The 13,775-nt window shown below is 71.4% G+C and carries 13 protein-coding genes and 2 pseudogenes; all 15 read right to left on the reverse strand.

Features of this window, described 5'->3' with window-relative positions:
• Window positions 1-300 precede the first annotated feature (300 nt).
• Window positions 301-579 (reverse strand): annotated as a pseudogene (locus OG595_RS23795) (DNA cytosine methyltransferase); the annotation flags it as partial.
• Window positions 580-694: 115 nt separating this feature from the next.
• Window positions 695-877: pseudogene (locus tag OG595_RS23800) on the reverse strand (hypothetical protein); the annotation flags it as partial.
• Between the two features lies 1 nt (window position 878).
• Window positions 879-1,463 (reverse strand): hypothetical protein, encoded by a 585-nt coding sequence (locus OG595_RS23805; protein ID WP_052769539.1) that lies wholly within the window; start codon window positions 1,461-1,463, stop codon window positions 879-881.
• A gap of 56 nt (window positions 1,464-1,519) precedes the next feature.
• Entirely contained in the window at window positions 1,520-2,689 is a 1,170-nt protein-coding gene (locus OG595_RS23810) for a DnaB-like helicase N-terminal domain-containing protein (RefSeq protein WP_046703822.1), read from the reverse strand.
• Window positions 2,686-2,931 (reverse strand): hypothetical protein, encoded by a 246-nt coding sequence (locus OG595_RS23815; RefSeq protein ID WP_046703821.1) that lies wholly within the window; start codon window positions 2,929-2,931, stop codon window positions 2,686-2,688. The genes OG595_RS23810 and OG595_RS23815 overlap by 4 nt, the downstream gene beginning before the upstream one ends.
• Window positions 2,932-2,963: 32 nt before the next feature.
• Window positions 2,964-3,887 (reverse strand): hypothetical protein, encoded by a 924-nt coding sequence (locus OG595_RS23820; RefSeq protein WP_244901632.1) that lies wholly within the window; start codon window positions 3,885-3,887, stop codon window positions 2,964-2,966.
• Window positions 3,884-5,671: a type IV secretory system conjugative DNA transfer family protein gene (locus OG595_RS23825; protein WP_046703820.1), complete on the reverse strand. Its 1,788-nt coding sequence runs from the start codon at window positions 5,669-5,671 to the stop codon at window positions 3,884-3,886. Before OG595_RS23825 ends, OG595_RS23820 begins: the two co-directional genes overlap by 4 nt.
• Before the next feature lie 105 nt (window positions 5,672-5,776).
• Entirely contained in the window at window positions 5,777-6,454 is a 678-nt protein-coding gene (locus OG595_RS23830; RefSeq protein ID WP_046703819.1) for a hypothetical protein, read from the reverse strand.
• Window positions 6,455-6,583: 129 nt separating this feature from the next.
• Window positions 6,584-7,819: an ATP-grasp domain-containing protein gene (locus OG595_RS23835; RefSeq protein WP_046703818.1), complete on the reverse strand. Its 1,236-nt coding sequence runs from the start codon at window positions 7,817-7,819 to the stop codon at window positions 6,584-6,586.
• A 77-nt stretch (window positions 7,820-7,896) separates the two neighbouring features.
• Entirely contained in the window at window positions 7,897-9,159 is a 1,263-nt protein-coding gene (locus tag OG595_RS23840; protein WP_046703817.1) for an MFS transporter, read from the reverse strand.
• 5 nt (window positions 9,160-9,164) lie between these two features.
• Complete coding sequence (locus OG595_RS23845) at window positions 9,165-10,442, reverse strand: hypothetical protein (RefSeq protein ID WP_244901631.1); 1,278 nt, start codon at window positions 10,440-10,442, stop codon at window positions 9,165-9,167.
• A 118-nt stretch (window positions 10,443-10,560) separates the two neighbouring features.
• Window positions 10,561-10,806 carry a hypothetical protein gene (locus OG595_RS23850; RefSeq protein WP_046703816.1) on the reverse strand — a complete coding sequence of 82 codons (246 nt, stop codon included), beginning with the start codon at window positions 10,804-10,806 and terminating at the stop codon, window positions 10,561-10,563.
• 324 nt (window positions 10,807-11,130) lie between these two features.
• A complete protein-coding gene (locus OG595_RS23855) occupies window positions 11,131-11,628 on the reverse strand; it encodes a hypothetical protein (protein WP_046703815.1) in 498 nt (165 codons plus the stop codon).
• Window positions 11,629-11,656: 28 nt separating this feature from the next.
• Window positions 11,657-12,430 carry a hypothetical protein gene (locus OG595_RS23860; RefSeq protein ID WP_329275187.1) on the reverse strand — a complete coding sequence of 258 codons (774 nt, stop codon included), beginning with the start codon at window positions 12,428-12,430 and terminating at the stop codon, window positions 11,657-11,659.
• Between the two features lie 97 nt (window positions 12,431-12,527).
• Window positions 12,528-13,673 (reverse strand): hypothetical protein, encoded by a 1,146-nt coding sequence (locus OG595_RS23865; protein ID WP_244901786.1) that lies wholly within the window; start codon window positions 13,671-13,673, stop codon window positions 12,528-12,530.
• Window positions 13,674-13,775: the final 102 nt, after the last annotated feature.

Genomic DNA, 13,775 nt, shown 5'->3' on the forward strand with positions numbered 1-13,775 from the left:
ACCGCCGACAGGGGCGGGCGCTGGCCCTTGCCCGGACGGCGGCCAGGAGTGCCGGTGTCGCTCGTCCTCGGGGTGGGCAGCAAAGATGCTGCCGCGCTCGGCAGCGTCATGTCCCCGTTGCCGTGCCGCTGGTTCGGCGAGCCCTTGACCCCGTCGGACGCCTTCGGCGTGGGCAGTAGCCACTCCACCTCGTCGGCCAGGTTCGGGCCGTGGCCGCCGCTCTTCCTCTTCGACGGGTGCTGGGAGCCGCCGTTCTTGCCGATGTTGCTCGTCGGGGTCTTGAGCAGGGTGCTCGGCGGGCCAGGCGGTGAGGAAGGTCCGCTCGCGACGATGGGGGGCTCCGACGTCGGAGGCACGAAGCACGAGCCACCGCGCGTCGTACCGGAGATCGGCCAGGGAGCCGAGTACGGCACCAAGTGCCCGCACAGGAGGCTGGGTTGGGTCGTCTCCCAGACACCACGGGCAGAATTCCACGTCGCCAGGGGAACCGGCGGGCGAGGTGAGGAGTCCGCGTACATTCTCGATCACAACCAAGCAGGGGCGGAGGGCTTCGACCGCACGGGCGACGTGCAGCCACAGCCCCGAGCGGGTGTGGGGGTTGAGTCCGGCCCGGCGACCGGCGACGGAGACGTCTTTGACAAGGGAAACCGGCCGTCAGGACACACACCCGAGGCACATCGGCCCAGTTGACGGCGCTGATGTCCTGCAGATTGGGCACGCCGGGCCAGTGCCGGGCCAGGATGCGCGCGGCGTCGGGGTTGATCTCGGCATGCCAGGCCAGGGTGCCGCCGAGGGCGGCCTGGACCCCGAGGTCCAGACCGCCGTACCCCGAGCAGAGCGAGCCGATCAACGGCCCTCGCGCGGTGGTGGTCTCCATGTCACCGGCCCCGTGCGAGTCGGTCCGAGGAGGACGCCACCACCGTGGTGACGCCGGATGGCAGCTGCCCCATAGCGGGCACGGCGGTCGTGGACCGGCTGCGGGCAGCCTGGAGCCGAACGGACGGGGGAGAGACCGTTGCCGATGCGGCGTGCAGGGAGTTGGCCCCGTCGCGGAGGGCCGCGTCGGCGGTGGCGAGTGCGTCCTCCATCACCCGTACGGCTGCCTCCCGGGCATCCCTGGCGTCGGGCTGGTCGCGCAGACTCTCGGTCTGGTTCAGGAAAGCGAGCTGGTGGGCCACCGCTCCCAAGGCGGAAGCCGCTTCGCCTGCGGGCTCGACGGCGGCGGCGAAGCTGGTGATCACCCGAGCGGTGTGGGGCGCCTGGTCCTGGCCAGCGGCACGGAAGAGGACCTCGTCGCCCAAGTCGGCGATCAGCTTTCCGAGTTCGGAGATCTGGCGTGCGACGGCGACGGCATCGGGTGAGCGGTGGGGGTCTGCGGGCACCGGCAGTTTGCCGCGCTGGGCGTCGAAGGCGGAGGCCGTGGCGCGCAGGGCCAGGGCGTCGGAGATGGGGGTGTTGTCCACGGTGCGTTCCAGAGGTGAGGACAGCCGGATGGGCTGGGTTGGTGGGTGAGGACGGTTCAGCCGTGGGTGCGCGAGGGCGGTCGCGCGGCTGATGGCGTGGAGGCAGGGCCTGGGCGTTCCGAGGGCCGTGCGGCCGGTCGTGGTGTGCTTCGGGCGAGGGCGGCGTGGACCTGCGCCGTCGGGGGTCCCTCGGTCGGCGGTGCGGGGGGCGGCGCCGGAGCGGGGTGGCCGTTCGCGGTCTGCCAGCGGGCGCGCACTTCGTCGAGCGGCCCGAGCGCGTGCAGGGCGTGGCTGATGAGCCTCCCGGGGGCCAGAGTCTCGTTCTCGGCCAGGGCACGGATGGCGCGGGCGGAGGCGGCAGCCGTGCGGGTGACGGAGGAGCGCATGATCTGCTCGCCGAGCCACTCGGCGCTGCCGGGGCCGACGCCGTCGCAGATGGCGGTGAGTTGCTCGGCGGTCAGCGTGCCGTCGGCCAGCAGACCGCGCCGCTGGGCTTCCCACAGCAAGGTGATCCGGTCGATGGGCTCGCCGCGATGGTGCAGTGCGCCCAGGCAGCGGTAGAGCTGGCCGTGGGCGGGGTCGGCGAAGTCGCCCGGTCGCAGCCAGCCGACGACCTCGTCCATCACCTTCGGCCGCTCGACCAGGACCGCCAGCAGGAACTGCTCGTCCTCGGCGACCCGGTCCGCCCGTACCGGCGGTGGCGCGACGGGTGCTGTGGAGGGCGGCGTGGCCGGGGCGACCGGGCTCGGTTCGGACCCCCAGCGGCGCGCGAGGTCCCCGAGTACCCCGGCCAGGACGTCCGCATGGTGCAGCGCTCCCTCCACCTGACCCTGGAGGGCGTCGGCACGGGCCGCCTGGTGGAGGCGGATCGCGTGCTCGGTCACGCTTCGATGGATCGCTCCCTCCAGCACCATCCGGCCGTACACCGGGGCGTGCTCGGGGCGCGGGCAGGCCGAGATGAGGATGTGGGCGTATACCGCGGTCAGCCCCCGGACGTGGTGGCCGGCCTCGTCGACCGCATCGGTCACCCAGGACAGCGGCACCGGTTCCTTGGTCGCCAGGGCGGGGTGGCCGTCGGTCCGGAGCTTGCGCAGGGCGGCGAACAGCGCCTGGTGGACAGGCCGGTAGAAGTGATCCGGCGCGAGCCAGTCGAGGTGCGCGAGCTGGCCGGGGTCGAGCAGCACCGAGCCGAGCACCGCCTGCTCGGCACTCAGCAGGGGGTTCATCGCTGCCGCCCGGGGTGGGGAGTCGGTGGATCGTCCTGCTGGGAGCGGAGATCGGCGATGGCCTGGTCCGCGGCGGCCATTGCGGCGGTGAAGCGGTCCAGCTCGCCGGTGAACGTCGGATCGGTGGCGAGGACCGAGCCGGAACCGGTGACCAGCCACCACTGGCCGCCGCGCCGGACGACCGGTGACCGGGCGAGGCGTTCGGAACGCGCCAGAGGGGAGGATGGAGTGCGCGAGGACACGAGGGACTCCTGAACAGGTAGAGGGGGGAGAGTCAGGCCGTGAGGTCGACGTCGGCCTGGACGGGGGCGCCGGAGCGGCAGGACCAGGGCGAGCAGCCGTCCGGATCACCGTTCTCCAGTTCGGCGTCCGCGAGCGCGTCGAAGATGTCGCCCTGACGTCCGGACCACTCGTGGGCGGTGACCCGGTCGATCGGTGCCTGGTCCAGAGGCCGGCGACTGCGGTGCAGATACGCCTGGCCGAGCAGCGGCGTGCCCTCCGCGGTCGCCCGGGCATTGCCCGAACGGATCGCGGCATCGAACTCCACGACGTCGCGCCACTCTTGGGGCGAGCTGTCGCGCAGTGATCGCCACTGGGCGTTGCCGTGGTACGGGCACCCCAGGCACGCACTCTTCGGGGTCTGGCCGAACCCACGCGAGCGCAGCAGCCGCAGGCAGTCCGAGCGGGAGAACCCGGTCTCGATCAGCGGGAACCGGTTCTTCATGTAGGCGACGTCCGCGTCCTTCGCCCGGGTGAACTCGTCCACCGAGATACCGATCCACTGCTCGACGAACACCCCGGCGGGGATACGCTGCGGGTAGGGGTAGCCGAGCAGCTCGCGGACCTTCTCCTTTATCGGCCGGATCTTGTACTGGCCGGTGCACTGGCGCCGTGACATCCCTTCGCTGCCAGTGGAGTTGAGGATGTGCAACGGCATCGACGCGAAGTGCTTGGAGGGGTCAAGCGCATCGGATCGAATGTGGCCGGAGGACACCCGCAGGACCGGGATGCCGGCGGGCTCGGCGATCTCCCGCTCGATCCGGTCGAGATGGTCGTAGACGGCGCGGGGCTCCCAGCCTGTGTCCGCGAAGATCGCCACGTCCAGGCCGGGCAGATGGCCCTCGGCGGCCATGAGTAGCAGACATGTCGACTGGACCCCGGCACCGAGCGAGAGCACCTTGAGCGTCGGGGCGCTCATGCCGACAGCCCGAAGTCGTCGCGGCCCAGGGACTTGGCGATGGCCCGCTCGGTGATGGCCTTCGTCGCGCGGGCCGAGGCCGGACCGACCACCTTGGCGGCGGGCTCCTTGTACCAGGGCCGCAGGTCGAGCATTGCCACCCGGATACCAGTGGCGAGCAGCAGCGCCTTGCCCTTGGGGAGCGCGCGGATCGCGTCGGGGGGCAGGATCCGCTCGGTGCGCATGCTCACCGAGGTGGACTTGCCGCCGTCGCTGGTCGACACCGACGTGGTCTGCACGTCGTGGTCACCGACCTGCCTGCTCAGACGGTCGGCGAAGTCGGCGTCGTCGATTCCACTTCCGATGATCTTGATCGTGGCGGCGGACCAGAGGGCGTCCATGCCTGCCTCGCCCCAGCACCGCTGGCCCTGTCGGTAGGACTGCAGGATCGTCATCGGGATCACGCCCCGTGAGCCCAAGTGGCTGTACAGGTCCGGGAGATCGGAGATTTTGCAGACGTTGGCGGCTTCGTCGAGGACGCACAGGGCGGGCGGGTCGAGCCGCCCTCCGGAGCGCTCGGCGACGACCACGGCCGCGCGCATCACCGCATCGGCCGCCGCGGCGATGATCGCCGATGCCGAGCCGCCGCCGTCCTTGCTGAGCAGGTACAACGTGTCGCGGGAGGTGGCGAACGCGGAGGGCTTGAACTCGGGAAGGTGCTTGCTGGGGGTGACCCAGGCGGCGACGTCCGGGTCGAGCAGGCAGCTCGCGTACTGCCGCGCAGTCTCGTAGATGCCGTCCCGCGTTTCCGTGGCCCCGCTGACGGTGCCCTGGAGCTGGGCGGCGACCGCGTCGTGGCCGGCATCGGTGAGCAGGTCCACCGGAGTGCGGTCGGCGGGGGAGGCGAGCCAGGCCAGGACATCGGTGATCGGGCGCCGGTGGCTGGCGGCGGCCAGGAACAGCGCACCGAGAGTGTTCGATGCGGCGGTGGACCAGAAGTCGGAGCCGCTGGATTCGTCGACGCTGGCGGCGACGAAGTGTCCGGCCAAACGTTTCGCCCCGGCCAGGTCGCGGGCGTCGGCCAGGATGTCCCACCACATCTCGCGCGGGTGGTGGGCGATCTGCTGCGGGTCGAGCGTCCAGATCGTGCCGACCTTGGCGCGGGCGTCCACCGTCGCGGTGAAGGCGTCGTTCGCCGCCTTGTTCGAGGTCAGCAGCACTGGGCCGGGAGCGGCGAGGATCGCGGGGATCGCCAGCCCGGACGTCTTGCCGGAGCGCGGGGCCATGATCGCGACGATCACGTCCTCCCAGGAGGCGCGTACATCGGCCCGGCCCGGGGAGAGCGTGCCGACGAGGATGCCGCGGTCGGCGGGAGCGACGTCTTTCGGTTTGAGATCGGACAGGCTCGGCCGCAGGCTCTTCGCCTTTGCGGTGATCTCCTTGTCCAGCAGCGGTGCGAGATCCTGCTTGCGGGCGAGGCCGTTCTTCGCGCCGCCGCGCAGCCGCAGCCACAGGACCAGGCCGGTGACGGTGAGGTAGACGGAGAGCAGGCCGGGGACGAGTCGCGCGCCGACTAGCAGGGCGGTGGGGCTCAGATGCGGCCACAGCACGTCGGGGTGCAGCAGTGCGTCGGTGGCCTTGAACGGCGCCCAGTGGCCGGCGCCGACGAGGGAGTTGGTGAGGTTGCCGGTCAGCCAGGCGAGGGAGCCGAAGGCGATGGCGGCGCCGAGGACGCCGAACAGGAGGTAGAGGAGCGCGTCGGACCCGGTGGTGGTCGAGGGCGCGCTGGTACGCGGGGCGGGCATGGCGGATCCAGGGAGGGAGAGCGGACAAGGCGGGGCGGGGCGCGCGGTGCTCTTCTGCTGGTCATCGGGGCAGCTCCTGTTCCGGGAAGGGGCCGGTGGTCGAGGTCATCGGGTGCGCGGCGACCGGGGCGGCGGCGCGGCGGCCGGTGGTTCGGACGTTGCGCCGCCGGAGGGCGTGGCCCGCCGGGTGGCAGCGTGCGGGGAGGAGGCGCGGGCGGCTCGCTGCCGGTCCGCTTCCGGGTTCTGGGAGGCGGACGGTTTGGTGTCTGCGACCGCGTCGTCACCGAGGACGTCGCTGAGCAGTTCCCTGGTCCGCAGGACAGGCACCTCGCCGCGGTACTTGCGGTCGCTGAGTTCCGCAGGGCACGCGGCGATCATGTCCTCGGCGACCTCCAGCTCCTCCTGGACGTCCCGCAGCAGGCGGGTGGCGGCGGCCAGCCGTGTCCACGTCTCGAAGGTCGGGTTGTGGTGCGGGTTCTCGAAGGTCAGACGGGCCCGGGTCCAGTCGGCCGCTGCGGCCACGAGTTCGGTCAGCTGCGCGAGAGCTCCGACCAGGGCTTCGTTGACCTCCTCGATGATTCCGGCGACCTCTTGGGGAGTTGCTGTCTCGGTGAGCCGGGCGATCATCCCCGGGACGGAGTACGGGTCGGCCGATGGATGGGGCAGGTGTCGGACCTGCAGGGGCGTGTCGGAGCCGGACGGCTCGCCGCCGTGTGCAAGCCGGATGTTGTGCTGCATCGCGGCGCCGATGGCCTCGCCGATGCTCGGGTAGAACTCGGGCACTGTTCCTCCTCGGTCGTGGTGTTGGATCGGTGCCGGGTAGGTGGGGAGCACGCGCAGTGCGTGCTCCCCACCTGGATGGATAGGCCCCTCGGCCCTTGGCCGGTCTGGCGGATGGAGACAGCGCTCGGTTCACGCAGTGACCGCCAGAGTCAGCCCCTCGATCAGGGCCTCCAGCCGGTCGTGGGCGGCGGCGGGGCTGTCGGCGGTGACGATGAGGAAGCCAACCCGCTTGGTGTCGAGATTTCCCTCCGGTGGCAGGGCGACCCGGTCGCCGATGGCGCGCAGCCAGGCCGCCTGGCGCAGCCACGGGTCATCGGGCCCGACGGCCAGGTGCCGTGCGGAGAGGGTGCCGGTGGCCGGAGGATAAAGGATCTTGATCGCGGCGGTGGTGTGCGTCGGGGGCGTGAGGTCGGGCACCTTGCCGCAGGCGACGTCGGCGGCGATCCGGGGTAGGTCGAGGCCGGTGGCCAGGTGGACAAGCTTGCCGATCAGGTCGCCGCCGATACGGGAGTTGACCTCGATGATCCGCGGGCCGGAGGCGGTGAGGCGCATCTCTACGTGCTGCACGCCGTCGGTGACGCCCAGCGCCCGCACGGCCTGGACAGCGACGGGGGCGACCTCGGGCAGGAGCGGGTCTCCGGCAGTGACGGTGTGGCCAACCTCCTCGAAGTACGGCGGGAAGGCGACCTCCTTGCGGGTGACGGCCAGCGCCATCGTGACGCCGTACTGGGTGACGCACTCCACCGATATCTCCGGCCCGGAGAGGTACTCCTCGACCAGCACGCCGCTGCCCTCCGGTCCTTGCTCACCGGCTCCGGCGGAGGCGAACTCCCAGGCAGCGGGCAGCTCCTGTGGATTGTCGACGCGGATCACGCCGATGCTGCCCGCGTGCGCGGAGGGCTTGAGGACGACGGGGAAGCCGGTGCTGTGCGCGGCAGCCGCCGCCTGGGCCAGGGTGCCGACGCGGGTGGACGTCGCCGACGGCACCTGCTCCTCGGCAAACCGACGGCGGCTGGTCGCCTTGTCCCGACAGGCGTTCATCGACGCCACGCTGTTGCCCGCAAGCCCGAGGCGGGCGACGAGTTCTGCGGTCGGGACCAGGGCGTACTCGTCCCAGGTGACGACTCCGGCGATGGGATGGCGCTCGGCCAGGGCCAAGCCGGCGGCGACCACGGCCGCAGGGTCGTGGGTGTCGGCGACCTCGTGGTCGACGACCAGGTGCTCCTGCCAGGTCGGCGGCTTGGCGTCGATCAACGCGATCGGATATGCGGCAGCGGCCTGCTCGACGCAGTAGCCCCGGTATACGGGATCGGTTCCGCCGACGACTATCAGCAGCGGATCTCCGATACGAGTGCATCGGGACATGGGACAGCCTCCGTGGGGCGGGAGTTGGGAGTGAAAGGGAAGAAAGGTCGAGATTCACTGAGCCGTTGAGCCGCTGGTCACGGTGCGTCCGCCGGCTGGACTGGCTCCTCCTTGAGCACAGGGACCTGCAGGTGGGACCGTTCGCAGGCCGCTCGGTGCCGACGCAGGCCGCCGAAGCACCCGCCCAGTGCCAGGCCCTGCAGGACGGCGCACGCCAGCAACAGGTGCGGAAGTTCAGCGGTGGGAACGGCCGCGATCAGAGCTCCGGCCAGGGGAAGGGGCAGCAGCACCAGGATGATCGTCACCGCCAGAGTGGAGCCGAACGCCTGGGCGGGGATGAGGCGGGAGCGCAGCGTGCGCAGGATGACGGTCAGCGCGCCGTCGCCAGCCATGACCACCGCCACCGCCGCGGTGTAGGCGGTGAAACTCGGGGCCAGGGCGGTGGCCAGACAGGCTGCCGTCGAGGCAGCGGCGGCCACCGCGCCTACCGGCCAGACCTGGAAGCGGTCGATCGCCCGGCGGGTGGCCCACACGGCGATCAGGGAGGCGACGGCTGCCGCGCTCCAGACCGCACCTACGGCGGCGGCGGAGTAGTGGAAGTGGTGGATGACCGTGATCGGGGCGGCGGCCTGCAGGACACCGGTGGCCAAGTTGGAGGCGGCCAGACCGCCGACCAGCCAGGAAAGCGCCGGGATACGGCGCAGGGTCCACCACCCGGTCAGAAGACTGCTGGGCACCGGGCGGTGTTCCGCCACGGTTCCGCCGCTCGGCGTGGTCGCGGCGGCGGTCAGAGCCAATGCCCCGACCAGGGTCAGCAGCACGGTCGGCCCCGCCAACAACAACAGACCACCCAGGAGCGGACCGACGAGCACCGCGCCCTGGTCGATCCCGGTCTGCACGGCCTGGACACGGTGCGCGGCATCGCCCAACCGGCGGCTGGCCTCGGCACCGAGAGTCTCCACCGCGACGAAGGAGACCTCCGCCAGCAGCCCGGAGGCAGCCCCGAACGCCAGGACCACGCAGGTGGTCGCAGCTCCGGCGCTGGGGAGCATCAGCAGCACCACGCCGGCCAGCGCGACCACGGCGGTACGGACAAGGTTGGACGCTCGGAAGACGCGGCCGGCACCCCACCGGTCGCCCAGTGATCCGGCGAAGGCGAAGGCGGCCAGGCGCGGCGTCCACTCCAGAAGGAACGCAAGACCGGTCAGGGCGGTGGAGCCGGTGGTGATCAGGACCAGGAGCGGGATCGCGTAGGTGGCCGTCGCGCTGGCCAGAGCGTCGGTGGCCCGCATCAGGTAGGTGCGCGGCAGGCTGGCGGAGGGAGTACGGGAGGAGAGCATCGGGGTCACCGGGTCCGGTGACCGGGGACCTGCGACGGACGTACGGCCGCGCCGATCTCCGGTGCTCCAGCGCCGAGCGTTGAGGACGCCTTGGCCTTGGCCGCCGCAGGCGATGTGGCGAGCGCCGCACTTCGGGAGCCCGTGAGGGCTGGGGACTCCTCTCGCACTTCCACCTGGTCTTGCTGCGAGTCGCCGACACGGCGCAACTCGGTATCCGATCCGACGAGTTCCGACTGCGCCGAGCTGACGAACTCCGCAGCGAAGCCGAACCGGTCGGCCAGTGCATACGCCTCGTCGTCGAGGTCGGATATCTGCTCGCCTGCCGCCTCCAGTGCTTCCCGGACGCGTTCCAGGGCGCCGTGCTCGGGATGAAGGAGGTGATCGACCGCCTGCGCAAGACCGGCGCCGTTCTCGGCGGCCCTGATCTGGTCGGTCAGCCGCAGGACTTCGGCTCCGGCGGTGTAGAGCCCGAGAGGGTTGGCTGGGGTGGTCAACCGGCTGGTGTCGAGGTCGGGGTCCAGGTCGACGCTGTACCGGGCGGCGCGGAGCATCTCGGCTGCGTGGGAGGCGATGGCAGCGCGGTCAGCGGTCGGGGTGGTGGTCGGAAGGCGGTGGCGGCGGCCGTGCCAGTCCTCGATCTGCTGGAATCCGGCGTGCTTGAGGAGCGTGGCGGACAGGTCGTCACTGGCGCCCCTCGCTGAGACGCTGCCGCTGGGCTCGATATTGATGGTGACGTAGGGGGCAGGCACGTGGGACTCCTGGGCGAGGGGTGTTGGGCATGGGGCCAGGGGCAGGTGGCCGAGTTCGGTGGCGATGCGGTGGCACTCGGTCTGCAGGTGGAAGGCGTCGCGATAGGCGTTGTGGAGGCTGCCGTCCTCTCGGGCGAGAGTGGCCACGACGTAGACCCGGTGGGACTGGTTGCGCAGGGCGATCCACCGGCAGGCGTCCGGATCGCCTTCCGGGGCGATGCCGGTGACCGCTACCACCCGGCGGGCCACCTCGGCCCACTGCGAGTCGGTCAGGTCGGGATGCCGGAGGTCGGAGCGGACCGAGCAGACCCACACCGGCCGCTCGGGCGCGCGGGCCCCGAGACGCTCGACGGGTGCGTCGAGGGCGCGGGCGAGGTACGGCAGCGCGTCGGGCTGGGCGCGCATCTCGATCGGGGCGCCGTGGCCGTCCCCCGCGATCAGACGGGGGTTGGTGTGGTTGCCGCGCTCGTCCGGCCCGTACAGATACGTGAGTAGACCGGCGGTGTCGCTGGCGCGCTGCAGGTGGGCGATCACGGCGTCTACCTCGAAGGGGAGTGGCGAACGGGAGCCCGGGTGGCCGGGCCGTCAGGGAGAGAGGATCCGCAGAATCCGCGATTTGGCCCGGCCGGAGATGGGTGATAGACGCCTGCGGTCACCGTGGCTCGTCGAGGCCGTAGTCGTAGGCGAAGTCCAGACAGGCGGAGCGTGCGAAGTACGCGTCGTTGTGTAGCCGAGCCCAGCGGCCGTCCTGGCGGATGACGGTGGCAACGATGTCGAGCCCGTTGGCCTGGTTGCGCAGAGCGGCCCACCGGCAGGCGGCCGGGTCGTCGTCCGGCTCTATGCCGGTGGCGTCGAGGACCTCGCGAGTCAGCTCGAACCAGTCGTCGTCGAGTTCCACACCGGTGGTGTTTGCGGATCGCGCAGTGCCAGGTGAGCCGCTGGGACGCGATGTGTCCGGTCCGTGGTTTACGCAAGGCGAGGGGCTCGTCGAGCAGCAGCGCCAGGTAGGGCAGGACGACGGCGTCCTGGGCGGTCAACTCCGGCGACCAGGCGGTGAGCAGGAAGGGGCGAAGCCAGGCTCGCTGTGGTGGAGGTCGGCGAGCAGATCGGTGGTGCTCTCGGTGCGCCGCACATCGCAGCGCAAGGGGTACTCGGCCATGGGGTATCCGCATCTGGCAGGGAGAGGGATCCGGTGCCCCGACGGGGCGGGGCACCGGGGTGGTCAGAAGTGGGGGTTCTCGGTGGGCCGGTCGGCTACGGTGGCCGCCTGGAGCAGCTCGGTCAGGTCGCCGGGCTCGGAGGAGCGCTGGTCGATCCACCACCCGGCGCGGGTGATCGTGCGAGCCGTTTCCTCGATCTCCTCCCACTCCGCCTCGCTGCTCTCGCCTTCGAGGACCAGAGCGGTGTACGCGGCAGCCAGGACCTGGTGGCGGCAGCGCACGCCCCACGCGATGGCGCGCTCGCGGCCTTCGAGGGGCGGCATCCGGTACTGCTCCGACCAGGCATCGGACTCGGCCTGCTCTTCGGCGCGCTTGGCCTCCAGCCATGTGGCCTTGTCCTGCTCGTCGCCCTCCTTCGCGGACCGCCAGCAATCGGTGCACTCCTGCTTGGCGAGCCACTCGGCGAAGCCCGCGCGGCGGTCGGCCGCCCGGTCGGACAGGTCGCGGGCGCCGCTGTGCCCGCACGAGAAGTCGATGTGCCAGATGGTTTTCACGGCCATGGGAGCTTTTCCTTACGGGTGTTGGATGTCAGGGGGTGCGGGAGAACGCCACGCGCGGGTCCACCGAGCGGGAAGCCGAGACGGAGGCGGCGGGCGTGGGGACCGGAGGTTTGCCGGGCAGGCCGGCGCGGACGGGACTGGCAGCGAGCGCGGCGGCGTTCATGACGGGGAACCGGCGGGGGGCGACGTCCGGGCCGCGTTCATGGCGCGCCGCCGACGGTGCGGGCGGGTGGCGTGGGGTGATGTCCCGGGCGAGGGCGGGCTGCACGGCTACCTGGAGGTCGGCACGGTGCATCGCCATGGTGGCCTGAGCTACCTTGCCGAGCGCCTGGCCGCGGTCGGTGGTGATCGGCAGCGTGTAGATGTCCAGGCTCGGGTTATGCCGCCAGCCGTTCTCTTCCAGGATGAGTCGGCCGCCGAGAGCGGAGGAACCGTCGGCGGTGGCGGCGACCACGCCGAGCTGCGGATGCTCGGCGAACGCGACGTCCGGCTCAGCGCGCGGGGGCCGGTCGCGGGCGGGCGCCGGTACGGAGGCCAGAGAGGGGTCGAACGCGGCGTCCACATCAACTCGGTAGCCGGCCTTGCGCAGCAGCGCGACAGCCCGGGTGGCGCGGTCCTGCCCGTCGCGCTGCTGGTTGGCCAGCGCGTACAGGTTGGGGTGGTCGGGGACGGGGTGGAAGTCGAATCCCTTCAACATCCAGGCGCTCGCGGCCAGTTGCTTGGGGTTGGAGACGACGATGCCGAAGTCGGGGTGGCGGCCGAATGCGATGTCGGGAAGCGGGTCGTGCTCGGGGGTGGGCATGGCGGATCCATCCGGTGCAGGCATGGGTAGAGGGGCGGTCAAGGGCGGGGATGGTTCTGCTGGTGCGGGACACGGCGGGCTCCAAGCTGGGCAGCGGTCAGCGACCAGGTGCGGACGAGGGGCGGGCGGGAGGCAGGGCGGGACGTACGGCTGAAGCTGACGGCAGCCCGGCTAGGGTCGTGCGCCGTGCGGTCGGCGAGATCGCGAGAGCGGCGGCGACGCGGGGCCCCGCAGGCTCCTCCGGAGCGACTCGGTCCACCCGGGCCTGGACCCTGTCGGGGTGGTCGGTGTGCCGGTCGGCCAGGTCGCCGCGCATGGACCGAATTTCGAGCGCGTAGGAGTCGAGCTTCTTGGTGATGTAGCGCAGTCGGTTCGCGTAGTGGGGATCGGCGGGTGCGCCCAGGCCCTCCCACCAGTCGGCCGTCGTGTTGAGGGACTCGACGACGCGCTGGAGAACGCCGTCACCGGGAGCGGTCAGCTCGCTCAGTGCGGCGACGGCCTCGCTCGTATGTGCCGCCGACTGGATGGATTGGGTCAGGTAGCCGAGCCGGTCGCCGAGGCTGAGCCCGTGATCGCCAGGGGGCGGCCGGCTGGGGTCGAGCAGGTCGGGGTCGCACGAGACGTCGAAGCCCTCGGCCTGCAGCATGTCGAAGGCCCGGGTCACCATCTGTCGCTGCTCGACCAGGTCGGTCATGGCGGAGGGCAGTCGGTAGAAGCGCTCGCGGAACAGCACGACGGGGACGAATCCCGCACGGTGAAGCACCGCGTCGGCAGCGCTCTCCTGAGCGAGTCGCCGGGCTTCCGGTCGGGGCGACAGGCCGAGCTGATCCAGGCGCGCGTCGATGGCGGCGAACAGGCGGGGGACGCTGCCGCCATGCCGGGCATGAGGACCGTCGGGCTCCGAGTCGTAGATCACTTCGTGGAGCGTGGAGTCATCGGGATGCCCGCGCGTCACCAACCAGCTCTCCGGATACCCGGGCGGGTGGTCGGTGGCCGGTTCCTGGGGCGGAGAGATGATCAGGGAGCTGCCGTCGGGAAGTTCGGCGCGGACGATGTAGTCACTGAGGCCGTACTCGACGGTGCAGGCCACGCCGCGCTGCCGAAGCGGCGTGGTCAAGTGGCTGTACTCGTGCTCACGCTCCGACGCGCTAGCGGCGGTTTCCTGGATGAAGGGTTCGCTGGTGCGCGCAGTGATGCGTGTGCCCTCGCGTTGGAGGATGACCAGGGTCTGATCGGGGCGCATGTGGGCTTCTCCGTGGCCGGTCGTCCCCAGCGGCCGACGCGGGAAGCCGCAGCCGGGCGGGGGCTGGTAGGGGTAGTGGCGTTCGTCGAGGATCCGGCGATA

The sequence above is a fragment of the Streptomyces sp. NBC_01451 genome (genome assembly GCF_036227485.1).
GTDB lineage: Bacteria > Actinomycetota > Actinomycetes > Streptomycetales > Streptomycetaceae > Streptomyces.

Excerpts from the sequence above, each read along its gene's own strand:
- OG595_RS23820 (WP_244901632.1), bottom strand. The coding sequence starts at position 3,887 with ATGAGCGCCCCGACGCTCAAGGTGCTCTCGCTCGGTGCCGGGGTCCAG.
- OG595_RS23840 (WP_046703817.1), bottom strand. The coding sequence starts at position 9,159 with ATGCTCTCCTCCCGTACTCCCTCCGCCAGCCTGCCGCGCACCTACCTG.
- OG595_RS23835 (WP_046703818.1), bottom strand. The coding sequence starts at position 7,819 with ATGTCCCGATGCACTCGTATCGGAGATCCGCTGCTGATAGTCGTCGGC.
- OG595_RS23810 (WP_046703822.1), bottom strand. The coding sequence starts at position 2,689 with ATGAACCCCCTGCTGAGTGCCGAGCAGGCGGTGCTCGGCTCGGTGCTG.
- OG595_RS23855 (WP_046703815.1), bottom strand. The coding sequence starts at position 11,628 with ATGGCCGTGAAAACCATCTGGCACATCGACTTCTCGTGCGGGCACAGC.
- OG595_RS23860 (WP_329275187.1), bottom strand. The coding sequence starts at position 12,430 with ATGCCCACCCCCGAGCACGACCCGCTTCCCGACATCGCATTCGGCCGC.
- OG595_RS23825 (WP_046703820.1), bottom strand. The coding sequence starts at position 5,671 with ATGCCCGCCCCGCGTACCAGCGCGCCCTCGACCACCACCGGGTCCGAC.
- OG595_RS23865 (WP_244901786.1), bottom strand. The coding sequence starts at position 13,673 with ATGCGCCCCGATCAGACCCTGGTCATCCTCCAACGCGAGGGCACACGC.